The organism is Nioella ostreopsis (assembly GCF_004000255.1).
Lineage (GTDB): Bacteria > Pseudomonadota > Alphaproteobacteria > Rhodobacterales > Rhodobacteraceae > Nioella > Nioella ostreopsis.
Window position 1 is genome coordinate 140,114 of record NZ_RCIQ01000007.1, and the last position, 22,412, is coordinate 162,525.

Below are 22,412 nucleotides of genomic sequence, written 5' to 3' on the forward strand. Positions count from 1 at the left end.
GGTCCTCCTCTTTCCTGCTGCCAGTCTATCAGGGCAGGAAAAGAAGGCCCCTGATCTGAGTCAAGGGGGTCAGCCCTCGTCCTTTTCGATCATGTGACGCTCAAAGAGCTTGGCCTGAAACATGAAGACGACGAAGAGGAAGCCGGGCAGGACGAAGGTTTCAAACGTCACCCAGAATTCGGTGGTCTGGGTGCGCCAGACGATCTCGTTGGCAAGGGCCATGAGGGCGAAGGCCGCCACCAGACGCTTGGTCAGGATCATCCAGCCCTCTTTCGCCATCGGCATCATTTCCCCCATGACGAATTGCAGCCAGCTTTCGCCACGTAGCAGGCCGATCCCCAGAACCACCGCGAAGAAGGTGTAGACGATCGAGGTCTTCATCTTGAAGAACGCCTCGTTGTCGAACCAGACGGTGAGCCCGCCGAAGACGACGACAAGGACGGCGGTGAAGATCTGCATGCGGGACAGCTTGCCCGTCAGCCACCAGAGCGCTGCGATGGAGGCCAGCAGCAGCGGGATGAAGCCAGCGGTGGCGATGATGAAGCCGGAATAGTCATGGCCCGCGATGGTGTAGGTTTCGTCCTTCACCCACAGATAGGCGATGAAGAACAGGATCGGCGGCCCAAGCTCCAGTGCGCTCTTCACATAGGGGTTGATCTTGCGTTCTTCCATCAATCGCGCCTCAGATTATCCGCCCATCTCAACTATCACCGCCCCGGCCGCGATCAACCCCATAAGCGCCAATCGGCGGGGGCCGACGCGTTCGCCAAGCATCAGCCAGCCGATCAGCGCGGCAAAAACGGTCGAGGTTTCGCGCAGCACCGCCGCCTGTCCCACCTGGTCCAGTCGTGTGGCCAGCAGGATCGAGCCGAAACTGGCCATCGCCACCAGCCCGCCGATCAGACCACGCAGGGCGAGCGGCCCAAACGCAGGCGGGTTGGGCATCCGGCGATAGGCGTAATACGCGACCAGAGGCATGGTCATGCCATCGAGAAAGAAAAACCACGCAAGGAAGGTAAACGGATCGTTGGCGGCGCGGATGCCATAGGCGTCGTAGGTGGTGTAGGCTGCCACGAAAAGCCCGGTCAGCACCGCAAGCCACAGCGCCGGCACCAGCGTTTCCCGGTCCACGGTGATGGTGCGCAGGTTGTAGAAGGCGAGGCCATAGATGCCCGACAGCAGGGTCAGGACCCCCAGCCACTGGGTCAGCGTAAAATGCTCGCCAAAGAAGATCGTCGCCCCGATCACTGTGAACAGCGGCCCGGTGCCGCGCATGACGGGATAGACGACCGTATAGGCGCCGCGCTGATAGCTGGCCACCTGCGCCGCCTTGTAGCCCACATGGATCAGCAGCATGACCCCGAAAATCGGCCACATATGCGGCGCGGGCCAGGGCACGATAAACAGCGCAAAGGGCGCCGCCATCAGCCCATAGCCCGCGTCGATCACGCCCCGCGACAGCAGCGGCGAATGCCGCCCCTTCTGCAGCGCGCCGAAGACCGCGTGCAGGATCGCCGCCAGCAGAGCCAGAAAAGTCGCGAGTGTCGCCCCCTCCGGCGTGCCTGCCAGCGAAACGATCCAGTCGCTCATTCCTCACCATATCTGTAGTAGCTGACTTGCAGATCGGCCCCGGCCAAGGCGGCAAGGGGGTCGGACGCGGGCAAGCGCCCCAGCAATCCGGCATCCTCGCTCAATTGGCTGATCGGCAATCCGTCATCAGCTTGCAGGTCGAAAATGACCCGGCCCGCCGGGTTGGGTATATCCTGCACCAGCATCACCAGCGCGGCCCGCGTGGTGCGGTGGAATTGCGGCTCTGGCAATGCCTCAATGGCAGCGATGGCCTCGGCCTGAAGCCGGGCCACCTCGGCCTCGGGATCACCGGCAGACCCGATCAGCAGATTGGCCAACGGCATCAGCGCATAGGTTTCGAACAGCCCGCGGGTCAGAACCTCCAGCCGGATCGCGCGGATCACGGTCTGATCGGGGGCGCGCGGGTCCACGCCGGTCAGGTGCAGGGTGGCGTCAATGGCATTCTCGCCCGGGAAATCCACATGCAGGCGGTCAAGCATGACGTCACCGTCCGCATGGGTGGCCAGCAGATCGACCGATATGCCTTCGCCCACGCGGGCTTGTGCTTCCATCACATAGTCGAAATCAGGCATCCCGGTCGCGGCCAGCACATAGACCCCGCGCGCGGTCACCTCGACCCGATCCAGCAGCGCCCCGCTGATCAACAGCGCCTCCAGCCCGTCCATTTGCCAGCGCAGTTCATCGACCAGAACGCGGATGCGCCCAGTCACGATCTCCAGATCGCGGGCAACGCAGCTTTCGTCCTCCAGCTGAGCGGTGGCCAGATCCGGCGGCAGGCCAAGCGGGGCGCTGACCATGCCCCAGCTGACGGCACAGCTGGACTCGGTCATCTGGGCATGGACAGGGGCCGACAGGGCAAGCCCGGTCAGCGCGGCAAGGATGGTGCGTTTCATGGTAAAGGCAGACTCCCTCAAAGGTTTGCTCAACCTTTGTGGGTCGCCCCGACGCATCTCTCGGTTCACTCTGCCCCCGTCAGGGCCTTGGCGAAATCCTCCGGGTCGAAGGGGGCCAGATCGTCGATCTGCTCGCCCACGCCGATGGCATGGATCGGCAGACCGAACTTGTCGGCCAGCGCCACCAGCACGCCCCCCTTGGCGGTGCCGTCGAGCTTGGTCATCACGAGGCCCGAGACATCGGCCATCTTCTGGAAGGTTTCCACCTGAGACAGCGCGTTCTGCCCGGTGGTTGCATCGAGCACCAGAAGCGTATTGTGCGGCGCGTCGGGGTCTTTTTTGCGGATCACCCGAACGATCTTGGCCAGTTCTTCCATAAGATCAGCGCGGTTCTGCAGCCGCCCCGCCGTGTCAATCATCAGCAGGTCGGCCCCCTCCGCCTCGGCCTTGGTCATGGCATCGAAGGCCAGAGCGGCGGGATCGGACCCTTCGGCGGCGGTCAGCACCGGCACGCCCGCGCGGTCGCCCCAGACCTGCAGCTGTTCCACGGCAGCGGCGCGGAACGTGTCGCCCGCCGCGATCACTACGCTTTTTCCGGCGGCCTTGAACTGGCTGGCCAGCTTGCCGATTGTCGTGGTCTTGCCTGAGCCGTTGACGCCCACGACCAGCACCACCTGCGGCTTTTTCGGGTAAAGCGGCATCGGCTTGGCTACGGGCTCCATGATCCGCCCGATCTCCTGCGCCAGCAGCGATTTGATATCGCCCGCCGTCATCAGCTTGCCAAACCGCCCCTCGGCCATGTTGGCGGTGACGCGCATGGCGGTGTCCACGCCCATATCGGCGGTGATCAGCAGCTCCTCCAGTTCCTCCAGCATATCATCATCGAGCGCCCGGCGCGGGGCGCTGCTGCGGCCCATGATCCGGCCCAGAAGGCCGGGTTTTGCGGCGGGCACCGGGGAGGGCTGCGGGGTGGGGATGGGCTTGGGCGCCTCTGCGATGGGTTCTGGCGCGGGGTCTTCCGCAACCGGATCAGGAGCGGGCGCCTCCTCAACAGGTTCAGGGGCGGGCTCAGGCGCAACGGGGTCCGGTTCAGGTGACGCAACCGCCTCCGCTGTATGCCCCTCGATCTGGTCCTCTTCTTCGACCGCGCCTTCCTCGATGATCGCATCGAGGCCCTCATCGAGCTTCGACGAGGATTTGAACATCCGGTCCTTGAGTTTCTTGAAGAACGACATGAGGCCCCCTGGGGAATAGTGCTTGGTATTCACCTAATACGGGCGCGCGCCGGATGGAAGCGCCGCATGTCGACGCGGGCGCGGATTGCACCTATGCTGCCTGCGATGACCCTCACGCGCCCTTTGCAGCCGATGCCCGACGATATCGCGTCCCGACTGGATGCGGCGGGCCTGCGCGCCGCCTATGACGCCCGCCCACCCTATCAGCGCAACGACTATCTGGGCTGGATCGCGCGGGCCAAACGGCCCGAAACGCGGGAAAAGCGCCTTGCCCAGATGCTGGACGAACTGCGCGCGGGCAATGTCTACATGAAAATGGCCTGGGGTGGCGAGCGTTAGGTCCAGGCGATCCCCACCAGGATCAGCCCCTGCCCGCCCCAATAGAGCGGCCAGACGAGGTGAGAGGCGATCCGCGTGGCGGGGCTTCCCTCTTTCATGCGAAAGAGCTCCACCGACAGAACAATATCCGAGGCCACGAACAGCCCCGCCCCCAGCATCGCCAGCCCTTGCGCGGCAGGCAGATGCAGCGCTGCCAGCCCCATGGCGCTGATGATCGCCACATAGGCCGCGACCGGTCGTTTCAACCCACCCGTGTAGGGCAGCAGCCAGATGACCGTCGATTGCGCCATGATGACCAAGGCGGCCACCCCAAGCCAGCGCAACGCCGTCAGGTCAAAGGGGGCAAGCCGCCCCTCCACCCCGACGAAAACCACCGCATAGGCCAGATGCGCCAGCGCGAAACTGCCGAGCCCCGCCATGAAGGCCGCCTCCCCTTTGCGGGACAACGCAAAATCTCCGACCGCGCCAAGAGCCAGACCGAAGGCCAGCAGCAAGGGCGCACCCGACATCATCGCAGCAAGGGAAAACAGCGCCACGGGGGCCGTTTTCAGGACCGAACGCAGGGCGCTGACATCGTCGTTCACCCGTGCCTGGTAGACCAAGGCGATCACCGCCCCTGCCGCCGCCACCATCATTGCCGCGTCCATTCCCTGCCCTTTCGTCAACCTGATCTAAACCAGAGCCTATCAGGATGGGCGCGGCAAGAGGCGCATTGCCTTGTTTGCCACGCTTGACCATTGGTAATCTCGGTAAACCAGTCACGAGGACCCGCCCCATGCCGATCTGGCGCTATGCCCTGGCCAACCTGCCCCCGCTTGCCCTGCTGCTGGCGGGCGCGCTGTGGGGGGGATGGTGGGCGGCACTGGCGCTTTTATGGCTGACGCTGATCGCGGCAGGGCTCGACCAGATCCTGACACCGCCCAAGGCAAAGGCCCTGCATTCCGAGATTGCCGATCCCTTGTCGGTTGTACTGGCCATCGGTCATCTGTCGCTTCTGCTGCTGGCCGCCCGGGCCTTCGGCGACCCCACGCGCGGCGTCGGGGAAACCGTGACGCTATTGCTCGCGGCGGGCTCTTTTCTGGGCCAGATCAGCCATCCAAACGCCCATGAGCTGATCCACCGCGCGCCCCGCACCCTGCGCCGCCTTGGCGGGGCGGTCTACGTCTCGATGCTCTTCGGTCACCATGTTTCCGCGCACCGGCTGGTGCATCACGCCCATGTGGGCACGCCCGAGGATCCCAACACACCAAGGCCGGGTGAAAGCTTCTGGGCCTTCCTGCCGCGCGCCTGGATCGGGTCCTTTCGCGCCGGTCTGATCGCTGAACGCCGCCGGGATGCGCGCAGGCGCGGTGTGAATCCCTATGCCTGGTATATGGGCGGCGGGCTGCTCTGCGCGACACTGGCGTTCTGGACTGGCGGCCTCGCAGGTCTGACCGGGTTTTTCGCGCTCGCACTCCTCGCTCATCTGCAAATTCTTCTGTCGGACTATATCCAGCATTACGGCCTCACCCGCCGCCACCTGCCCAATGGCAAATGGGAACCGGTCGGCCCCCATCACAGCTGGAACGCACCGCAGGGCTTCACCTCCTACCTGATGGTCAACGCCCCGGCCCATTCCGACCATCACATGCATCCCGACACGCCCTATGACGCGCTGATCGTGCCTGGCGGCGCGCCGGTTCTGCCCTGGTCGATGCCGATCATGGCGATGCTGGCCACCATGCCCCGCCACTGGCGCAGGATCATGGACAAACGCGCCGCCAAGGCCATGGCGCGCGCTGCCCCTCTCAACCCGCGCCCGGCGAACGGACCGCAGACCTGACCTCGCAACAACTCCGTGGCAACACGGCCCGACGAAGGCCCCGAAGGGGTCTGAGGAGGGGCGTTCCCCGGGCGATGCCGCAGGCAGCGCAATCCCGGTCAGAACAGGCTCCCCTGGTCCGGTTCGTCCTTGCCACCGCCCCGCTTCACCCGTGCGGGCCCGCTTTCCGTCATCACCCCAAGCGTGCCATCCGAGAATTCCACCTCAAGCCGCGCATGAGCCTGCGCCGCCTCTCGCGTGGTCAGCACCGACGCCCCGGCCCGCACCACCGCATAGCCCCGCTTCAGCGTCTCGGTATAGCCAAGCGTCTGGCGCAACCGCTCCAGCGCCGCCAGCCGCTCCTGCCGCTGCGCCACGCCCTGCACCGCCACCCGGGCGAACCGGGCGGAAAGCTCGTCGAACCGCTGCCTCTCGCGGCCCGTGCGATCGGCCAGCCGGTCCGGGGACATCCGCGCCGACAACCGGTCGAGCAGGTCGCGCCGCTGCCGCACAGCCGCGCCGAGCCGCGCGGGCGACAGGCCCGCCTCTGCCCGTCCCAGCACCACCCGCCGCGAAGCCACGCCGCGTTCCAGCGCCGGGGCCAGCCGGGCGGCCTGTGCCTCGAACCGCATCCTTTTTTCACGGGTCAGCGCCCGTAAGGCCGGGTCAAGACCCGCGCCCAGATAGTCCAGCCGCTGCCGTGCCGCGTCGAGCAGCGTCTCGGGACGTGGCAGCCCGCGCGCCAGATCGCCAAGCCGCTGCCGCCTGAGCGCCACAGCCTGCGTCGCCGCCCGTGTGGCCCGCGCCCCCTGATCGCCAACCCAGTTCAACAGGTCCAGCCGCACCGGCACCGCCATTTCCGCGGCCGCCGTCGGCGTGGGTGCGCGCCGGTCGGAGGCGTAGTCGATCAGGGTCGTGTCGGTTTCATGGCCCACGGCAGAGATCAGCGGGATCGCGCTTTCCGCCGCCGCCCGCACCACCGCTTCCTCGTTGAAGCCCCACAGATCCTCTAGCGAGCCACCGCCGCGCGCCACGATCAACAGGTCGGGCCGTGGCAAGCGGCCAACGGGAAAGGCGTTGAACCCCCGGATCGCGGCAGCCACCTCGGGCGCGCATTTCGCGCCCTGAACGGCCACCGGCCAGATCAGCACCTTACGCGGAAACCGGTCGCGCAAACGGTGCAGGATATCGCGGATAACTGCGCCCGAGGGCGAAGTAACGACCCCGATCACCTCGGGCAAAAACGGCAGCTTCTGCTTGCGATCCTCCGCGAAAAGCCCCTCCGCTGCCAGCGCCGCCCGCCGCTTTTCCAGCATCGCCATCAGCGCGCCCATACCGGCGGGGCGGATATCCTCGATCACCAGCTGGTATTTGGATTGCCCCGGAAACGTGGTGAGCCGCCCGGTGGCAATGACCTCCATCCCCTCCTCGGGCTGCGTGGCCAGCCGCGCCGAGACGCCCTTCCAGATCACGCTGGCCAGAACGCTGCGGTCATCCTTGAGATCCAGATAGATATGGCCCGACCGGGGTCGCGACAGCCGCCCGACCTCTCCGCGCACCCGGACATGCGAAAAGCCCGCCTCGATCGAGCGTTTGACCGCCCCCGAGATCTCGGAAACCGTGAATTCCGGCGCATTGCCCGGGGCGTCGTCTTCCAGCAAATCACTCATGGGGCAAACCTAGCCGCGCCCGGCCCCGGGGGCCAGATCAATTCAACCCGCCCCACCCATGCCGCCGCCATAGCGCGCCGCGTCGGACATGCCGTCCGATCCGGCCATCTTTCCCTTGGTGCGGGCGTAGAGAAGGACGAGCGCTGCCGGAATTCCGCCCAGGGCAAGCGGGGCGAGGCTGCCATCGAGCGCGGCAAGCCCCGCGCCCGCAATGATGAACAGCGCGGCAATCGCCCAATACGCGGCTTTCGACCGGCTGTCCCAGTACCAGCCATAAGGCGCTTCGCCGAACTCTGCCTCATAGGCGCGCGTCAGCGCCTCGCGCTCAGCCCGCCGCAATCGCGCCCGCACGCGCCAGGACGCGCCATTCAGAACCTCGCGACGATAGCGGGGGCCATCGCCAGAGGCTTCGTGCAATTCCGCGACGCGCCCGACAAGACCGGCTGCAACGGGATCCTCCAGCGCATGTGTGGCGGCGAGATAGGTGAACCGCTTGTAGTCTCGCAGCAGGCCCTTGGCCTGGCTCGGCGTGATGTCTTCCTCCTCGGCGCACCATGCCGCGAAGTCCTGTCCTTCGGGGCCCCGTGGCAAGGAATAGTCCAGACAGCGTTGCCAGAGCTTTGGGTCTCTCATCCGGGTCCTGCCTTCATATCCGTTGGCCTCGGGCCTGCCGATGTCGTTCCGTGCCATCCTAGCAAAGCGGGGCGTTGAAGGGAACGATCCGGGATCCGTTAGCGGCGGGATGGTCGAGGGTGTCGCCCGTGTCACGATTGGCATGGCTGTGCCGGGCTCCACGTCCTGGGACACGGGTGGGGCACCGGTTCAATCGCCACCGCCTCCTCCACCCCCATCACCGCCCCCGCCATCGAAACCGATGTCGTTGGGGGGAAGATACCACCAGTGATCGCCCGCCTCCACGCTACCGCGATTGCCGAGCCAGAGGATGAGGATGGCCAGCGCGGCACCGGCGACCACCGGCAGGACGGACACCGCGGCCAGAGACCCCGCCGCGCCCGCCACCACGGCACCGCCCGCGATGCCAAACCGCAGCCGCCGGTTCGGATCGGGCCAGATCCGCGCCGGGGCGCGGTCACCGAATTCGCGGGCATAGGCCTTCAACGTCAGCTCCATGTCCCGGCCGCTGCGTCGGGGGAAGGGGCCACCCGGCAGATGCCAGTCCCGCCCGAGCGCCTCGGCACAGAACCGGGTATAGGCGGCGCGGTCCTCTCCATGCAGTCGCCAGACCTGTTCCACAGCTTTCGACGGCACCCGGCGCGCGGTTTTGACCAGCGCGACCAGGTGGGCCAAGCGCCGGTATTCGGCAACCGCCGCCTCGGCCCGGTCGCGGGGCCAGCCGGTGCGCGCCACAAGCAGTTCGACGAAGCCCTCCGGCATTGGATGGGCCTCGATCCGTTCCCAAAGCAGCTGATCTTTCATGCTGCGGCATCCCCTCTGCTTGTGCCCATGGCCGGGCTTGGGTATTCCCCGCCCAAACCTATCAGGCGGGGAGTGCCACGTGAATATTCTGATCCTTGGCAGCGGCGGGCGCGAACATGCTCTGGCATGGGCGGTGCTGCAAAATCCCAAATGCGACAAGCTGATCGTGGCACCGGGCAATGGCGGCATCGGCCAGATTGCCGATTGTGCTGCGATTGACCCGGAAGATGCGGGCGCGGTGCTGGACCTCTGCGCCGAGGAAGCGGTGGATTTCGTCATCATCGGCCCGGAAGCGCCGCTGGCGGCGGGCGTGGCGGATGCTCTGCGCGAGGCGGGGATCCTCACCTTCGGCCCCTCCAAAGCCGCCGCTGCGCTGGAAGCCTCCAAGGCCTTCACCAAGGAGATCTGCGACGCCTCCGGCGCACCGACGGCGGCCTATGCGCGGTTTACCGACGCGGGTCCGGCCAGGGACTATATCCGCGCGCAGGGGGCTCCGATCGTGATCAAAGCCGACGGGCTGGCCGCGGGCAAGGGCGTGATCGTGGCGATGACCGAGGCCGAGGCGCTGGCCGCCATCGACGACATGTTCGGCGGCGCCTTCGGGGATGCGGGCACGGAAGTGGTGATCGAGGAATTTCTGGAGGGCGAGGAAGCCTCCTTCTTCGTGCTTTCGGATGGCAAGACGGTGCTGCCTGTGGGCACTGCGCAGGATCACAAGCGGGTGGGGGACGGCGACACCGGACCCAATACCGGCGGCATGGGTGCCTACAGTCCCGCGCCGGTAATGTCGGATTCTATCGTATTGAAAACGATGGAGGAAATTATCAAGCCGTCGATGGCCGAGATGGCGCGGCGGGGGATGCCGTTCCAGGGCGTGCTGTTCGCCGGGCTGATGATCAAGGACGGGCAGCCGAAGCTCATTGAATACAACGTGCGCTTTGGCGATCCGGAATGCCAGTGCCTGATGCTGCGCCTTGGTGCGCAGGCGCTGGACCTGATGCTGGCTGCCGCCGAGGGGCGGCTGGATGAGATGGCCGTCAACTGGGCCGATGACCATGCGATGACCGTGGTGATGGCGGCGCAGGGCTATCCGGGATCCTATGAGAAGGGCAGCGTCATCAAGGGGTTGGAGGCTTTGCCCGAAACCAGCCATGAGATGTGCTTTCACGCCGGGACGAGACGGGAGAACGGGATCGTGACGGCTGCAGGCGGCCGGGTCCTGGCGCTGACGGCGCGGGGTGAGACCCTTCAGGAGGCACGCGACCGGGCCTATGCGCTGGTCGATCGGGTGGACTGGCCGGGCGGGTTCTACCGGTCCGATATCGGCTGGCGGGCGCTGTCGGACTGAGGGATTTCGCCGTGGCTGCGCCACGTCGACCCGCGCGCCCGTGCCGGGCGCGGACCCCGATTTTGATATGTCACCCCCCGTACACCGGGCGTACACCCCCTGTGCACCCCCCGTGCATACGATATGGGGTTTCGCCGCGCCTGCGGCGCGTCGACCCGCGCGGCCCTTGCGGGCCGCGATCCTGCGCGTCGAGGTGCGGATCGGGGCCTTCGGCCCCGATCCGGTTCCAATGCTCTTCTCGAGAGCATTCCACCGGCGCAGGGGGCGCTGCCCCCGTCGCCTGCGGCGACTCCCCCGAGGTATTTGAGCCAAGCTGAAAGAGGCTCAGCGCGTGCCGAGACGTGTGGTGCCGAAGGCGCTGACAGTCACCATGAGGGCCGCCGTCGCAAGGCAGAGGGGCAACCCGCCGAGCTGGTAGCTTGCCCCGGACAAGAGCGTGCCGAGGAGCCGCCCTGCGGCATTGGACATGTAGTAGAACCCCACATCCATGGTCACCCGGTCCTCGCTGGTGAAGGCGAGGATGAGATAGGAATGGAGCGCGGAATTGACCGCGAAGATCGCGCCGAAGATCAGGAGCCCGGCCACGAGGCTTGCGGTGAGCCATGGCGCGGGCGACCCGGCGAGCGCCACCAGTGCGGCAAGAAGCGCGGGAACGGGGATCAGCGCCGCGGCCCAGGTTCGGGCGGCGCGGGTGATCTCTGCGCCGGGACGCGCGGCGGCGCGCAGGAGCTTTGGTGCCCAGGCCTGCACCCCGCCATAAAGGATGATCCAGAGCGCCATGAAGCTGCCGATGGTGAAGAAGGCGGCGCGGTTTCCGGCCTCGGACCCGTCCGACAGCACGGCGTAGAAATAGATCGGGATGCCGACCACGAACCACACATCGCGGGCACCGAAAAGGAAGAGCCGCGCGAAGCTCAGCCAGTTGATGTCACGGTTCTTGGAAAAGACCTCTTTGAACTTCGCGTCCTTGCGGCCCGTGGGCAGGCCCTTGGGCATCTTGAGCGCGATGAGAAGCAGGATCGCGGCCAGAAGGACCGCCATTCCCAGGACCGAGGCCCTGAAGCCGAAGAGACCCAGAAGCACCGCACCAAGGAAGAAGCCAAGCCCCTTCACCGCGTTCTTCGACCCCGTCAGCAGCGCCACCCACCGGAAGAGCCCGCCCTGCCCCCTCGGCGCCAGAAGCTTGACCGCCGACTTGGAAGACATCTTGGCCAGATCCTTGGCCACTCCGGAGGCTCCCTGCACCGCCATCACGAAAGCGACCGAGGCGGCGATGGACCATGCAGGGTCGAGCTGCGTCAGTGCCAGCAGCGCCGCGACCTGCAGCGCCAACCCTGCGTAGAGCGTCGAGGTCAGGCCATAGCGCGCGGCGATCCAGCCCGCCGACAGGTTCGTCACCACGCCCGCGACTTCGTAGAGCACGAAGAGATAGGCCAGCTGCACCGGCGAGAAGCCGAGCGTATGGAAGTGCAGGAGCACCAACATCCTCAGCGCCCCGTCGGTCAGCATGAAGGCCCAGTAGGCCGCCGTCACTGCGATATAGGCGGCAAGGCCCTGCGGCTGGTTCACAGGTTTGCCCCCACCATGAAGGCGACGTCGGCAAGGCGGTGCGCATAGCCCCATTCGTTGTCATACCAGGCGTAGATTTTCAGCTGCGTGCCGTTCACAACCATGGTCGAGGGCGCGTCCACGATCGTCGATCGCGGGTCGTTGGTGTAATCGGCGCTGACGAGGGGGCGGGTCTCATAGCCCAGGATGCCTTGCAGCGCGCCCTCCGAGGCGGCTTTGAAGGCGGCGTTGACCTCCTCCTCCGTCACGGGGCGCTCCAGCTCGAACACCATGTCGGTGAGCGAGGCATTCAAGAGCGGCACGCGCACGGCGTGGCCGTTCAGCTTGCCGGTAAGCTCGGGGTAGATGAGCGTGATCGCGGTGGCGCTGCCCGTTGTCGTGGGGATCAGCGAATTCAGCGCGGAGCGGGCGCGGCGCAGGTCCTTGGCGGGCCGGTCCACGATGGTTTGGGTGTTGGTCACGTCGTGGATCGTGGTGATGGAGCCGTGCCTGATGCCGAAGGTTTCGTGGACGACCTTCACCACGGGCGCGATGCAGTTGGTGGTGCAGCTCGCCGCCGTGACGATCCGGTGGGTGGCCGGGTCATAATCGTGATTGTTCACGCCGTAGACGATGTTGGCCGTGGGGCCGTCCTTCACCGGGGCGGAGACGACGACCTTCTTGACGCCCGCCGCGAAATAGGGGGCGAGCTTGGCTTCGGTCTTGAAGGCACCGGTGCAGTCGATGACCACGTCGACGCCTTCGAGCGGCAGGTTGTCCAGCGCGCGTTCGTTCAGGACCGGCAGGCGGGTGCCGTCGATGGTAAGGCTGTCGGCATCGTGGGAGAACTCGGCGTTCCACCTGCCATGGACCGTGTCGAATTCCAGCAGATGCGCGTGCATTTCCGGGTCGCCCGTGGCGTCGTTGATCCAGGCGATGTTTGCGCCGCGCTCCAGCAAGGGGCGCAGGGCGAGTTTCCCCATGCGGCCAAGGCCATTAAGGGCATAGGTGGTCATGCGGTCTCTCCTTCGGAGGCGATGTCGTCGAGCCGGGATTGCAGCGACACGGCATCGAGCGCGTCGAACGGCAAGGCGGTGAAGGCGGCGATGCGGTTTTTCAGAAGCCCATAGGTCTGCTGGAAGGCGAGCATCCGCTGCGCCTCTGTGCCCTCTGCCTTGACCGGGTCGGGCAGGCCCCAATGGGCGGTGATCGGCTGGCCTTGCCAGGGCGGGCACTCCTCGTTCGCGGCGCGGTCGCAGACGGTGAAGACGAAATCGAGCGCGGGGGCACTTTCGCCCTGGAATTCCGCGACGTTCTTGGCACGCAAGCCGGTCACGTCATGGCCCTTCTGGGCCAGCATCCGGACGGCGAGCGGGTTCAGCTCCGAATAGGGTTGTGTTCCGGCGGAATGGACGGTGAACCGGCCCGCGCCCATGTCGCGCAGCAGGGTTTCAGCGATGATCGACCGGGCGGAATTGCCGGTGCAGATGAAGAGAACGCTGTAGGTCTTGTCGGGCATGGTCCCGGCTCCTTTCGCGGGAAGGGTCATGGCGGGCGGGCAGATGTCGGGGCGGCCCCGGCAGCACTCGGAGAACAGGAAATCGACCAGCCCCTGCGCCGCGCCCGTATCGGCGCGGTAAAGGAGCGAGGTGCCTTGCCGCGTTTGCGTGATCAGCCCGGTCTCGCGCAGGGCCGCCAGATGAGCCGAGGCGGTGGAGGGTTTGAGGCTGAGCGCAGCGGTGATCTCGCCCGCTGGAACCGCGTCGGGGTAGCGGCGCATCAGCAGGCGGAAGATCGCGTTGCGGCCCTCATGGGCGAGGGTTGAAAGCTGGGCAAGTTCTTTTTCCATATTTCGTGAATTACCGAAATAAACGAGTCGCGCAAGCCCCCTGCCCTGCGACAGGTCTGATTTCATGAAAGTTTCATATTGCAGCGCGGGATATTTCAAGCCCGATACTTTAAGCTTGAAATAAATCTCCGCCTCGCTAACCTCAAAGCTGACCCGAGTCTCTCTCGGCGCTTATCCAGGGGAAGGTTTCCATGAAGATCATCTGTCTCGGCGGCGGTCCTGCGGGGCTCTATTTCGCGATCAGCATGAAGCTGCGCGACCCCTCGCACGAGGTGACGGTGGTTGAACGCAATCGCGCCAATGACACGTTCGGCTGGGGCGTGGTGCTGTCGGATGACGCGCTGGAGCGGATGGAAACCAACGATCCCAAGTCTACGCAGGCCATCCGCGATCACTTCGCCTATTGGGATGATATCGCCGTTGTGCATGACGGGGTGCGGACTGTGTCCGGCGGGCATGGCTTTGCCGGGATCGGGCGCAAGCAGATGCTGATCCTGCTGCAGGAACGGGCGCGGGACCTTGGCGTGAACCTGCAATTCGAGACCGAGTTCGGCAGCGCCGAGGACTACCGCAAGGAGTATGACCTCGTGGTTGCCACGGACGGGATCAATTCACGCGTCCGGGCGGAATATGAGGACGTGTTCCAGCCCGATATCGACACGCGGCTGTGCAAGTTCGTCTGGCTGGGAACCCATCAGAAATTCGACGACGCCTTCACCTTCATCTTCGAGAAGACAGAGCACGGCTGGATGTGGGCGCATGTCTACCAGTTCGACGATCAGACCGCGACCTTCATCGTCGAATGCCTGCCCGAAACCTGGGATGCCTGGGGCTTCGAGGACATGACGAAGGAGGAAACGGTCGAGACCTGCCGCAAGGTCTTCGAAAGGCATCTCGACGGGCACGCGCTGATGTCGAACGCCGCCCATCTGCGCGGCTCTGCCGTCTGGATGCAGTTCCCCCGCGTGATCTGCGAGAAATGGTACAATGGCAACGTGGTGCTGATGGGCGACGCCGCGGCGACGGGGCATTTTTCTATCGGCTCTGGCTCGCGGCTGGCCTTCGACAGCGCGATCGCGCTGGCCGAATACCTGCATTCGGAACCGACCTTGGAACAGGCCTTCGAGCGCTACCAGGAAGAACGGCGGCTGGAGGTGTTGCGCCTGCAATCGGCCGCGCGGAACTCTCTGGAATGGTTCGAGGAGGTGGAACGCTACCTTGACCAGGACCCGGTGCAGTTCAACTACAACCTGCTGACGCGCAGCCAGCGGATATCCCATGAAAACCTGCGCCTGCGCGACCCCGAGTGGCTGGAAAGCGCGGAACGCTGGTTCATGACGCAGGCCGGGCTGCCCGCCGACGCGCCGCACCGGACGCCCATGTTCACGCCCTTCCGCCTGCGCGACATGGAGCTGACGAACCGCGTCGTCGTCTCGCCCATGGCGCAATACAAGGCCGTGGATGGCTGCCCGACCGACTGGCATTTCGTCCATTACGCCGAACGCGCCAAGGGCGGCGCGGGGCTGGTCTACACGGAAATGACCTGCGTCTCGCCCGAGGGCCGGATCACACCGGGCTGCCCCGGGCTCTACACGCCGGAGCATGAGGCCGCGTGGCGGCATCTGGTCGACTTCGTCCATGCGGAAACGGATGCGAAAATCTGCTGCCAGATCGGCCATTCGGGCCGCAAGGGCTCCACCCAACTAGGGTGGGAGGAGATGGACGCGCCGCTGCCAGAGGGGAACTGGGAAACGCTCTCAGCCTCCGCCATTCCGTGGTCGGACCGGAACCCGGTGCCGAAGGAAATGACCCGCGCGGATATGGACGCGGTGACGGCTGAGTTCGTGGCCTCGGCCCGGATGGCTGAGCGCGCGGGCTTCGACATGATCGAGCTGCATGCCGCCCATGGCTACCTGATTTCCTCCTTCATCTCGCCCATGTCGAACCGGCGAGGGGATGACTATGGCGGATCGCTCGAAAACCGCATGCGCTACCCGCTGGAGGTCTTCGCGGCGATGCGCGCGGCGTGGCCCTCCGAGAAACCCATGTCGGTCCGGATTTCCGCGAATGACTGGGTGGGCGACGCGGGTGTGACCCCCGAAGAGGCGGTCGAGATCGCGCGCATGTTCCGCGACGCGGGTGCCGATATCATCGACGTGTCGGCGGGTCAGACCAGCACCGAGGCAGAGCCCATCTACGGCCGCATGTTCCAGACGCCCTTTTCCAACCGCATCCGCAATGAGCTCGACATGCCGACCATGGCCGTGGGCAATATCTACGAGACCGACCATGTGAACTCGATCCTGATGGCGGGCCGCGCCGATCTGGTCTGCCTTGCCCGCCCGCATCTGGCCGATCCCTACTGGACGCTGCATGCCGCCGTGGAATTGAACGACACGTCGGTGCATTGGCCCGATCCCTATCTTGCGGGCCGCGATCAGGCCTATCGTTTGCAGGAGAAGAAAGCGCAGGAGGAGATCCGGGCATGACCGAGCAGCGGCGGGTTCTGATCACGGGGGGCGGCACGGGGATTGGCCGTGCCATCGCCCACGCCTTCGCCCGCGCCGGGGATGCCGTCACCATCGCCGGGCGGCGGGAAGGCCCGCTGCGGGAGGCCGCCGAGGGCTTTGAGATCGAGATCGCGACTGCCGATGTGACGAAGGAAGAGGACGTGGCCGCTCTGTTTGTCCGGTACTTCGACGTGGTCATCGCCAATGCGGGCGCGGGGACCGCAAAGAAGCTGGTGGATGTGTCGCTGGCCGACTGGCAGGCCACGTTGGATGTGAACCTGACGGGCACCTTCCTGACCTTCCGGGAAGGCTTGCGCGTGATGCCCAAAGGCGGGCGGCTTATCGCCATCGCCTCGACCGCAGCGTTGCAGGGCGGGTCCAACATTGCCCCCTATGCGGCCTCCAAGCACGGGGTTCTGGGGCTCGTGCGCTCCGTTGCCAAGGAGGTGGCCAAATCGGGCATAACCTGCAACGCGATCTGCCCCGGCTTCGTCGACACGGAAATGGCCGACGCCGCCGCGCAATCGGTCATGGATCGCTTCGACGTGCCGCGCGAGAAGGCGATTTCGATGATCACCAGCGGCAACCCCATGGCCCGGCTGATTGCGCCCGAGGAAGTGGCGGCAGCGGCGCTGTTCCTGGCGTCCGAGAGCGCAAGTTCGGTCAACGGCCATGCGCTGTCGGTCTCGGGGGGCGAGGTTTGATGCGTGAGACCGACCTGCCCGCGCGCCGCCTGCGCACCTGGATCCGGCTCCTGCGGATGACGCGGGGGATGGAAAACCACCTGCGCGAATACCTGCGGGTGAACCACGATACCACCCTGCCCCGGTTTGACGTGATGGCGGCGCTCTATCGCGCGAAGGGGCCCTTGAAGATGAGCGACCTCAGCCGGCAATTGCTGGTCTCGAACGGCAACGCGACGGCGGTGGTCGAGCGGCTGGAGAAAGAAGGCCTCGCCCGCCGCGTCCCCGGGGAAGGCGACCGGCGCGTGGTTCTGGCGGAACTGACCGACAAGGGCCGCGACGTTTTCGCGGCGCAGGCGGCAGAGCATCGGGGCGAGGTCGACCGGCTTTTCTCGATGCTCGGACATGAGGAACTGGATGCGCTGCGGGATATCCTGCACCGCGTGGAGGAGGCGAGCGATGGCCAAAATGGCTGATCTGAAACCGACGCATTTCGAATGGCAGGTGCGTGAGCGCATCGCGCGGGTGCGGCTGGCGCGGCCCGACCGCAAGAACCCGCTGACCTTCGACAGCTACGCGGAACTGCGCGACACGTTCCGGGCGCTCGTCTATGCCGAAGATGTGGATGTCGTCGTTTTTGCCTCCAACGAGGGCAATTTCTGCTCTGGCGGCGACGTGCATGACATCATCGGGCCGCTCACCAAGATGAACATGAAGGAGCTTCTGGCCTTCACCCGGATGACCGGCGATCTGGTCAAGGCCATGATCGGCTGCGGCAAGCCGATCATCTCTGCCGTGGATGGCGTGGCCGTGGGGGCTGGTGCGATCATCACCATGGCCTCCGACATGCGGCTGGCGACGCCGGAGGCGAAATGCGCGTTCCTGTTCACGCGGGTGGGGCTGGCGGGCTGCGACATGGGCGCCTGCGCGATGCTGCCCCGGATCATCGGCCAGGGCCGCGCGGCGGAACTGCTTTACACGGGCCGCACGATGCGGGCTGAGGACGGGCTGGCCTGGGGCTACTGGAACGCGCTGCACCCGGCGGAGCAGTTGGAAGACAAGGCGATGGAACTGGCGGAGCGGCTGGCGGCGGGGCCGGTCTTTGCCCACGGGATCACCAAGACGCAGCTCAACCAAGAATGGAACATGGGGCTCGATCAGGCGATCGAGGCCGAGGCGCAGGCGCAGGCCATCTGCATGCAGACGGCAGATTTCGAACGGGCTTACCGGGCGTTCGTCGCCAAGGAAAAGCCGGTGTTCAGGGGGGATTGATGGCGGATCGCAGCTTTCTCGACTGGCCGTTTTTCGAGCCCCGCCACAGGGACTGGGCCGAGGGGCTGGATGCCTGGGCGGCGGAGGCCGTCGCGGCGGTGGATCACGCCGACACCGACGCGGCCTGCCGAACGCTGGTGAAGGCGCTCGGCGCGGATGGCTGGCTGCACCCAACCGCTGCCGGGGATGGCGAACGCTTTGACGTGCGCACCCTGTGCCTGAGCCGCGAGACCCTGGCGCGCCATGACGGGCTGGCCGATTTTGCCTTTGCGATGCAGGGGCTTGGCACCGGGGCGATATCGCTCTTCGGGACGCCCGCGCAGAAGGCCGAATGGCTGCCGCTGACGCGCACGGGTCAGGCCATCGCGGGTTTCGCCCTGACCGAACCGCAATCGGGGTCCGACGTGGCCAATTCCACCATGACAGCGGAGGAGGACGGCGCCCACTTCGTTCTCAATGGCGAAAAGACCTGGATTTCCAATGGCGGCATTGCCGATGTCTACACGGTCTTTGCCCGCACCTGCGAGGCCCCCGGCGCGCGGGGCCTGTCAGCCTTCGTGATGCCTGCCGACACGCCCGGATTGGAGATTGTTGAAAGATTGGAAACAATCGCACCGCATCCGCTGGCCCGCCTTAGGTTCAGCGACTGTCGCATCCCGAAATCCGCCCTGATCGGCGGGCGCGGCGACGGCTTCAAGATCGCCATGTCGGTGCTCGATGTCTTCCGCTCCACCGTCGCGGCAGCGGCCCTTGGCTTTGCCCGCCGGGCGCTCGACGAGGCGCTGGCGCGGGTTTCCACCCGTCATGTGCAGGGGGCGCCGCTCTTCGAGCTGCAGATGGTGCAGGGGCATATCGCGGATATGGCGGTCGATGTGGATGCGGCGGCGCTGCTGGTTTACCGCGCGGCCTGGGCCAAGGATTCCGGCGCGGCGCGGATCACGAGAGAGGCGGCGATGGCCAAGCTCTTCTCCACCGATCAGGCGCAGAAGGTCATCGACAAGGCCCTGCAACTCCATGGCGGCGAAGGGGTGAAATCCGGCGAGACCGTCGAGAAGCTCTACCGCGAGATCCGGGCGCTGCGCATCTACGAAGGCGCCTCGGACGTTCAGAAAGTCATCATCGCCCGCCAGGCCATGGCGGCATTCACGGGAGGCCAATGATGCTCGGACCCACGGCTCATACAGATACGTTTTCCCGCGACGGCCTGCCCCCGGAGGACCAGTGGCCCGACTTCTGTCTCGATGGATTCAATTATCCTGACCACTTGAACGCCGGGTGGGAACTCACGGATTCCATGGTGGAAAAGGGGTTCGGGGATCACACGGCCCTGATCGGGAATGGCCGCCGCCGGACCTACAAGGAGCTTGCGGACTGGACCAACCGGCTGGCGCATGTGCTGGTCGAGGATCTGGGCGTGAAACCGGGCAACCGGGTGCTGATCCGCTCCGCCAACAACCCCGCCATGGTGGCGGCGTGGCTTGCTGCGACCAAGGCCGGTGCGGTCGTAGTCAACACCATGCCGATGCTGCGCGCGGGAGAACTCACCAAGATCGTGGACAAGGCCGAGGTGCAATTCGCGCTGTGCGACACGCGGCTGATGGAAGACATGATCGCCTGCGCCAAGACGAGCAAGTTCCTGAAATCGGTCGTGGGTTTCGACGGGACCGCCAACCATGACGCAGAGCTTGACCGGCTGGCCCTGACAAAGCCCGTGAAATTCGACAGCGTCCAGACCGGTCGGGACGATGTGGCGCTTCTGGGCTTCACCAGCGGCAGCACAGGCGAGCCCAAGGCCACGATGCATTTTCACCGCGACCTGATGATCATCGCCGATGGCTACGCGAAAGAGGTGCTGCAAGTCACGCCCGAGGATGTCTTCGTGGGTTCACCCCCGCTTGCCTTCACCTTCGGGCTTGGCGGGCTCGCAATCTTTCCGCTCCGCTTCGGGGCGGCGGCGACGCTTCTGGAAAACGCCTCGCCCCCCAACATGATCGAGATCATCCAACAGTTCAAAGCGACCGTCTGCTTCACCGCCCCCACGGCCTACCGGGTCATGCTGCGCGCGATGGATGAGGGCGCGGACCTGTCGTCCCTGCGCGCGGCCGTTTCAGCGGGCGAAACGCTCCCTGCCCCGGTCTATGACGAATGGATGCAGAAGACCGGCAAGCCGATGCTCGACGGAATCGGCGCGACGGAAATGTTGCATATCTTCGTCACCAACCGCTTCGACGACCACCGCCCCGCCTGCACAGGCCGCCCGGTGACGGGCTATGAGGCGAAGGTGATGGATGACGACATGACCGAAATGCCGAGGGGCGAGATCGGGCGGCTCGCCGTGCGTGGCCCGACCGGGTGCCGGTATCTCAACGACGACCGGCAGACCGCTTACGTAAAGGACGGCTGGAACATCACCGGCGACAGTTTCACCATGGACGCGGACGGCTACCTGCATTTTGCCGCGCGCAACGACGACATGATCGTGTCGGCGGGCTACAACATCGCAGGCCCCGAGGTGGAGGCGGCGCTGCTGGCTCATGCCGCCGTGGCGGAATGCGCCGTGGTGGGCGCACCGGACGAGGCGCGCGGCCATATCGTCGAGGCGCATGTGGTGCTGGCCGAGGGGCATGACGGCAACGCTGCATTGGTGGAACTGCTGCAGACCCACGTCAAGAGCACGATCGCGCCCTATAAATACCCGCGCCGGATCCACTTTATCGAAGCGCTGCCAAAGACCCCTACAGGCAAGATCCTGCGCTACAAACTGCGCGAGGAGGGCTGAGGATGCAGACCGTTTTCGTCCAGATCCGCTGCCGCCCCGGCACCACCTATGACGTGGCCTTCGCCATCGTGCTGAAGGAAATCCACGCGGAACTCTATTCCACGAGCGGGGAATATGATCTTCTGGTGAAGCTCATCATTCCGAAGGGGGACGATATCGGCCGCTATATCAACGACCACTTCCGCGATGTGGACGGGATCGAGCGGACATTGACGACGCTGACCTTCAAGGCATTCTGAGACAACGAACAACAGGGAGAGTAACAATGAACCTTAAGACACTTGCGATGGCGGGCCTGATGGCTTCCACCTCTACAATGGCTCTGGCTGACGGCGTCAGCATCGGCATGATCACCACGCTTTCTGGCGGCGGGGCCGGGCTTGGCATCGACGTGCGCGACGGCTTCATGCTGGCGATTGAACAGTCGGGCCGCGACGATATCGAGATGATCATCGAGGATGACGAGCGCGCGCCGGATCGGGCCGTGCAACTGGCCGACCGGATGATCCAGTCCGATGACGTGGATATCATGACCGGCATCATCTGGTCGAACCTCGCCATGGCGGTCATTCCGTCCACCACCGCGCAGGGCGTGTTCTACCTGTCGCCCAATGCCGGCCCTTCGCAGCTGGCCGGTGCCGGCTGCCACGAGAACTATTTCAACGTGGCCTGGCAGAATGACGGCCTGCACGAAGCGGCGGGCGCCTATGCCAACACGGCGGGTTATGGCAACAGCTTCATCCTTGCGCCGAACTATCCGGCGGGCCGCGATGCGCTGACCGGCTATCAGCGGATGTTCGAAGGCGATGTGGCCGAAGAGGTCTATACCCAGCTTGGCCAGACCGACTACGCCGCCGAGATCAGCCAGATCCGCAATTCCGGCGCGGACAGCGTCTATTTCTTCCTACCCGGCGGGATGGGCATCGCCTTCGTCCGTCAATATGCGGAATCGGGTGTCGATATTCCGCTGATTGGCCCGGCCTTCAGCTTTGACCAGGGCATTCTGGGGGCCGTGGGCGAGGCCGCGCTTGGCGTGCACAACACCTCGCAGTGGAGCCAGGATCTGGACAACCCCACAAACGTGGCCTTTGTCGAGGCGTTCCAGGCCGAATATGGCCGCCTGCCCTCGCTCTATGCGTCGCAGGGTTTCGACACCGCGAACCTGATCCTCTCGGCCATGGAAGTCGCGCATCCCGATGACGCGGATGCCTTCCGCGCCGCGCTGGAAGCGGCCAATTTCGACAGCACCCGTGGCGATTTCGCCTTCGGGCCGAACCATCACCCGATTCAGGATATCTATGTCCGTGAAGTGGTGATGCAGGGCGACGTGCTGACCAATGTGGTTGTCGGCACCGCGCTGGAAGATCACGGCGACGCCTACGCGGACCAGTGCCAGATGTAATGGCCTGACCGGCCGGGCCTGCCCCCGCGCAAGGCCCGGCCAACAAAGGGATTTTC

The 22,412-nt window shown here is 65.4% G+C and carries 22 protein-coding genes; 11 read left to right on the forward strand and 11 right to left on the reverse strand.

Going from position 1 to position 22,412, the window contains the following annotated elements:
- Nucleotides 1-69 precede the first annotated feature (69 nt).
- From EP237_RS09750 to ftsY, 4 genes are all read right to left on the reverse strand, one after another.
- Entirely contained in the window at nt 70-672 is a 603-nt protein-coding gene (locus tag EP237_RS09750; protein ID WP_127560582.1) for an inner membrane-spanning protein YciB, read from the reverse strand.
- A gap of 15 nt (nt 673-687) precedes the next feature.
- Nucleotides 688-1,590 carry an EamA family transporter gene (locus EP237_RS09755; protein ID WP_127560584.1) on the reverse strand — a complete coding sequence of 301 codons (903 nt, stop codon included), beginning with the start codon at nt 1,588-1,590 and terminating at the stop codon, nt 688-690.
- A complete protein-coding gene (locus tag EP237_RS09760; RefSeq protein WP_127560586.1) occupies nt 1,587-2,483 on the reverse strand; it encodes a hypothetical protein in 897 nt (298 codons plus the stop codon). Before EP237_RS09760 ends, EP237_RS09755 begins: the two co-directional genes overlap by 4 nt.
- Nucleotides 2,484-2,548: 65 nt before the next feature.
- On the reverse strand, nt 2,549-3,718 hold the full coding sequence (gene ftsY / locus EP237_RS09765; protein WP_127560588.1) for a signal recognition particle-docking protein FtsY: 1,170 nt from the start codon (nt 3,716-3,718) through the stop codon (nt 2,549-2,551).
- A 105-nt stretch (nt 3,719-3,823) separates the two neighbouring features.
- On the opposite strand from ftsY, the gene EP237_RS09770 reads away from it, so the two are divergent.
- Nucleotides 3,824-4,057 carry a YdeI/OmpD-associated family protein gene (locus tag EP237_RS09770; RefSeq protein WP_127560590.1) on the forward strand — a complete coding sequence of 78 codons (234 nt, stop codon included), beginning with the start codon at nt 3,824-3,826 and terminating at the stop codon, nt 4,055-4,057.
- Here the strand turns inward: EP237_RS09770 and EP237_RS09775 are convergent.
- On the reverse strand, nt 4,054-4,704 hold the full coding sequence (locus EP237_RS09775) for a lysoplasmalogenase (RefSeq protein ID WP_127560592.1): 651 nt from the start codon (nt 4,702-4,704) through the stop codon (nt 4,054-4,056). The two genes, EP237_RS09770 and EP237_RS09775, sit on opposite strands and share 4 nt — an antisense overlap.
- Before the next feature lie 128 nt (nt 4,705-4,832).
- Here EP237_RS09775 and EP237_RS09780 point away from each other — a divergent pair, with 128 nt between their 5' ends.
- Nucleotides 4,833-5,879 carry an alkane 1-monooxygenase gene (locus EP237_RS09780; protein ID WP_127560594.1) on the forward strand — a complete coding sequence of 349 codons (1,047 nt, stop codon included), beginning with the start codon at nt 4,833-4,835 and terminating at the stop codon, nt 5,877-5,879.
- 98 nt (nt 5,880-5,977) lie between these two features.
- Here the strand turns inward: EP237_RS09780 and xseA are convergent, their stop codons facing one another.
- The 3 genes from xseA to EP237_RS09795 all read right to left on the reverse strand — a co-directional run bounded on the left by xseA (nt 5,978) and on the right by EP237_RS09795 (nt 8,965).
- Nucleotides 5,978-7,528 (reverse strand): exodeoxyribonuclease VII large subunit, encoded by a 1,551-nt coding sequence (gene xseA, locus EP237_RS09785; RefSeq protein WP_127560596.1) that lies wholly within the window; start codon nt 7,526-7,528, stop codon nt 5,978-5,980.
- Nucleotides 7,529-7,570: 42 nt separating this feature from the next.
- Nucleotides 7,571-8,161, reverse strand: coding sequence for a hypothetical protein (locus EP237_RS09790; protein ID WP_127560598.1), 591 nt, complete (start codon nt 8,159-8,161; stop codon nt 7,571-7,573).
- A gap of 189 nt (nt 8,162-8,350) precedes the next feature.
- Nucleotides 8,351-8,965 carry a glycine-rich domain-containing protein gene (locus EP237_RS09795; RefSeq protein ID WP_127560600.1) on the reverse strand — a complete coding sequence of 205 codons (615 nt, stop codon included), beginning with the start codon at nt 8,963-8,965 and terminating at the stop codon, nt 8,351-8,353.
- A gap of 79 nt (nt 8,966-9,044) precedes the next feature.
- On the opposite strand from EP237_RS09795, the gene purD reads away from it, so the two are divergent.
- Complete coding sequence (purD, locus tag EP237_RS09800) at nt 9,045-10,313, forward strand: phosphoribosylamine--glycine ligase (protein WP_127560603.1); 1,269 nt, start codon at nt 9,045-9,047, stop codon at nt 10,311-10,313.
- 324 nt (nt 10,314-10,637) lie between these two features.
- Here purD and arsJ read toward each other — a convergent pair whose 3' ends face one another.
- Genes arsJ through EP237_RS09815 form a run of 3 tightly spaced genes read right to left on the reverse strand, consistent with a single transcriptional unit; the run spans nt 10,638 to nt 13,710 of the window.
- Nucleotides 10,638-11,882 carry an organoarsenical effux MFS transporter ArsJ gene (gene arsJ / locus EP237_RS09805; protein WP_127560605.1) on the reverse strand — a complete coding sequence of 415 codons (1,245 nt, stop codon included), beginning with the start codon at nt 11,880-11,882 and terminating at the stop codon, nt 10,638-10,640.
- Nucleotides 11,879-12,877 carry an ArsJ-associated glyceraldehyde-3-phosphate dehydrogenase gene (locus tag EP237_RS09810; RefSeq protein WP_127560607.1) on the reverse strand — a complete coding sequence of 333 codons (999 nt, stop codon included), beginning with the start codon at nt 12,875-12,877 and terminating at the stop codon, nt 11,879-11,881. The genes arsJ and EP237_RS09810 overlap by 4 nt, the downstream gene beginning before the upstream one ends.
- The gene (locus EP237_RS09815; RefSeq protein ID WP_127560609.1) at nt 12,874-13,710 is read right to left on the reverse strand and encodes an arsenate reductase/protein-tyrosine-phosphatase family protein; all 837 of its coding nucleotides are present in this window, start codon (nt 13,708-13,710) and stop codon (nt 12,874-12,876) included. Before EP237_RS09815 ends, EP237_RS09810 begins: the two co-directional genes overlap by 4 nt.
- Before the next feature lie 191 nt (nt 13,711-13,901).
- On the opposite strand from EP237_RS09815, the gene EP237_RS09820 reads away from it, so the two are divergent.
- The 8 genes from EP237_RS09820 to EP237_RS09855 are packed head-to-tail and all read left to right on the forward strand — an operon-like array spanning nt 13,902 to nt 22,356.
- Nucleotides 13,902-16,199, forward strand: a complete 2,298-nt coding sequence (locus EP237_RS09820; protein ID WP_127560611.1) for a bifunctional salicylyl-CoA 5-hydroxylase/oxidoreductase — start codon at nt 13,902-13,904, stop codon at nt 16,197-16,199.
- Nucleotides 16,196-16,924 (forward strand): SDR family NAD(P)-dependent oxidoreductase, encoded by a 729-nt coding sequence (locus EP237_RS09825; protein WP_127560613.1) that lies wholly within the window; start codon nt 16,196-16,198, stop codon nt 16,922-16,924. The genes EP237_RS09820 and EP237_RS09825 overlap by 4 nt, the downstream gene beginning before the upstream one ends.
- On the forward strand, nt 16,924-17,379 hold the full coding sequence (locus EP237_RS09830; protein ID WP_127560615.1) for a MarR family winged helix-turn-helix transcriptional regulator: 456 nt from the start codon (nt 16,924-16,926) through the stop codon (nt 17,377-17,379). The genes EP237_RS09825 and EP237_RS09830 overlap by 1 nt, the downstream gene beginning before the upstream one ends.
- Nucleotides 17,363-18,175 carry an enoyl-CoA hydratase family protein gene (locus tag EP237_RS09835; protein WP_127560617.1) on the forward strand — a complete coding sequence of 271 codons (813 nt, stop codon included), beginning with the start codon at nt 17,363-17,365 and terminating at the stop codon, nt 18,173-18,175. The genes EP237_RS09830 and EP237_RS09835 overlap by 17 nt, the downstream gene beginning before the upstream one ends.
- Nucleotides 18,175-19,335: an acyl-CoA dehydrogenase family protein gene (locus tag EP237_RS09840; RefSeq protein ID WP_127560619.1), complete on the forward strand. Its 1,161-nt coding sequence runs from the start codon at nt 18,175-18,177 to the stop codon at nt 19,333-19,335. Before EP237_RS09835 ends, EP237_RS09840 begins: the two co-directional genes overlap by 1 nt.
- Nucleotides 19,335-20,954, forward strand: a complete 1,620-nt coding sequence (locus tag EP237_RS09845) for an AMP-binding protein (protein WP_127560621.1) — start codon at nt 19,335-19,337, stop codon at nt 20,952-20,954. The genes EP237_RS09840 and EP237_RS09845 overlap by 1 nt, the downstream gene beginning before the upstream one ends.
- A 2-nt stretch (nt 20,955-20,956) precedes the next feature.
- Entirely contained in the window at nt 20,957-21,193 is a 237-nt protein-coding gene (locus tag EP237_RS09850; protein ID WP_127560623.1) for an Lrp/AsnC ligand binding domain-containing protein, read from the forward strand.
- A 26-nt stretch (nt 21,194-21,219) separates the two neighbouring features.
- Nucleotides 21,220-22,356, forward strand: a complete 1,137-nt coding sequence (locus EP237_RS09855; protein ID WP_127560625.1) for an ABC transporter substrate-binding protein — start codon at nt 21,220-21,222, stop codon at nt 22,354-22,356.
- The last annotated feature ends 56 nt before the right edge of the window (nt 22,357-22,412 follow it).

Coding starts and splice junctions, on each gene's coding strand:
- EP237_RS09750 (WP_127560582.1), bottom strand. CDS start 672: ATGGAAGAACGCAAGATCAACCCCTATGTGAAGAGCGCACTGGAGCTT.
- EP237_RS09755 (WP_127560584.1), bottom strand. CDS start 1,590: ATGAGCGACTGGATCGTTTCGCTGGCAGGCACGCCGGAGGGGGCGACA.
- EP237_RS09760 (WP_127560586.1), bottom strand. CDS start 2,483: ATGAAACGCACCATCCTTGCCGCGCTGACCGGGCTTGCCCTGTCGGCC.
- ftsY (WP_127560588.1), bottom strand. CDS start 3,718: ATGTCGTTCTTCAAGAAACTCAAGGACCGGATGTTCAAATCCTCGTCG.
- EP237_RS09770 (WP_127560590.1), top strand. CDS start 3,824: ATGACCCTCACGCGCCCTTTGCAGCCGATGCCCGACGATATCGCGTCC.
- EP237_RS09775 (WP_127560592.1), bottom strand. CDS start 4,704: ATGGACGCGGCAATGATGGTGGCGGCGGCAGGGGCGGTGATCGCCTTG.
- EP237_RS09780 (WP_127560594.1), top strand. CDS start 4,833: ATGCCGATCTGGCGCTATGCCCTGGCCAACCTGCCCCCGCTTGCCCTG.
- xseA (WP_127560596.1), bottom strand. CDS start 7,528: ATGAGTGATTTGCTGGAAGACGACGCCCCGGGCAATGCGCCGGAATTC.
- EP237_RS09790 (WP_127560598.1), bottom strand. CDS start 8,161: ATGAGAGACCCAAAGCTCTGGCAACGCTGTCTGGACTATTCCTTGCCA.
- EP237_RS09795 (WP_127560600.1), bottom strand. CDS start 8,965: ATGAAAGATCAGCTGCTTTGGGAACGGATCGAGGCCCATCCAATGCCG.
- EP237_RS09810 (WP_127560607.1), bottom strand. CDS start 12,877: ATGACCACCTATGCCCTTAATGGCCTTGGCCGCATGGGGAAACTCGCC.
- EP237_RS09815 (WP_127560609.1), bottom strand. CDS start 13,710: ATGGAAAAAGAACTTGCCCAGCTTTCAACCCTCGCCCATGAGGGCCGC.
- EP237_RS09820 (WP_127560611.1), top strand. CDS start 13,902: ATGAAGATCATCTGTCTCGGCGGCGGTCCTGCGGGGCTCTATTTCGCG.
- EP237_RS09825 (WP_127560613.1), top strand. CDS start 16,196: ATGACCGAGCAGCGGCGGGTTCTGATCACGGGGGGCGGCACGGGGATT.
- EP237_RS09830 (WP_127560615.1), top strand. CDS start 16,924: ATGCGTGAGACCGACCTGCCCGCGCGCCGCCTGCGCACCTGGATCCGG.
- EP237_RS09835 (WP_127560617.1), top strand. CDS start 17,363: ATGGCCAAAATGGCTGATCTGAAACCGACGCATTTCGAATGGCAGGTG.
- EP237_RS09840 (WP_127560619.1), top strand. CDS start 18,175: ATGGCGGATCGCAGCTTTCTCGACTGGCCGTTTTTCGAGCCCCGCCAC.
- EP237_RS09845 (WP_127560621.1), top strand. CDS start 19,335: ATGCTCGGACCCACGGCTCATACAGATACGTTTTCCCGCGACGGCCTG.
- EP237_RS09850 (WP_127560623.1), top strand. CDS start 20,957: ATGCAGACCGTTTTCGTCCAGATCCGCTGCCGCCCCGGCACCACCTAT.
- EP237_RS09855 (WP_127560625.1), top strand. CDS start 21,220: ATGAACCTTAAGACACTTGCGATGGCGGGCCTGATGGCTTCCACCTCT.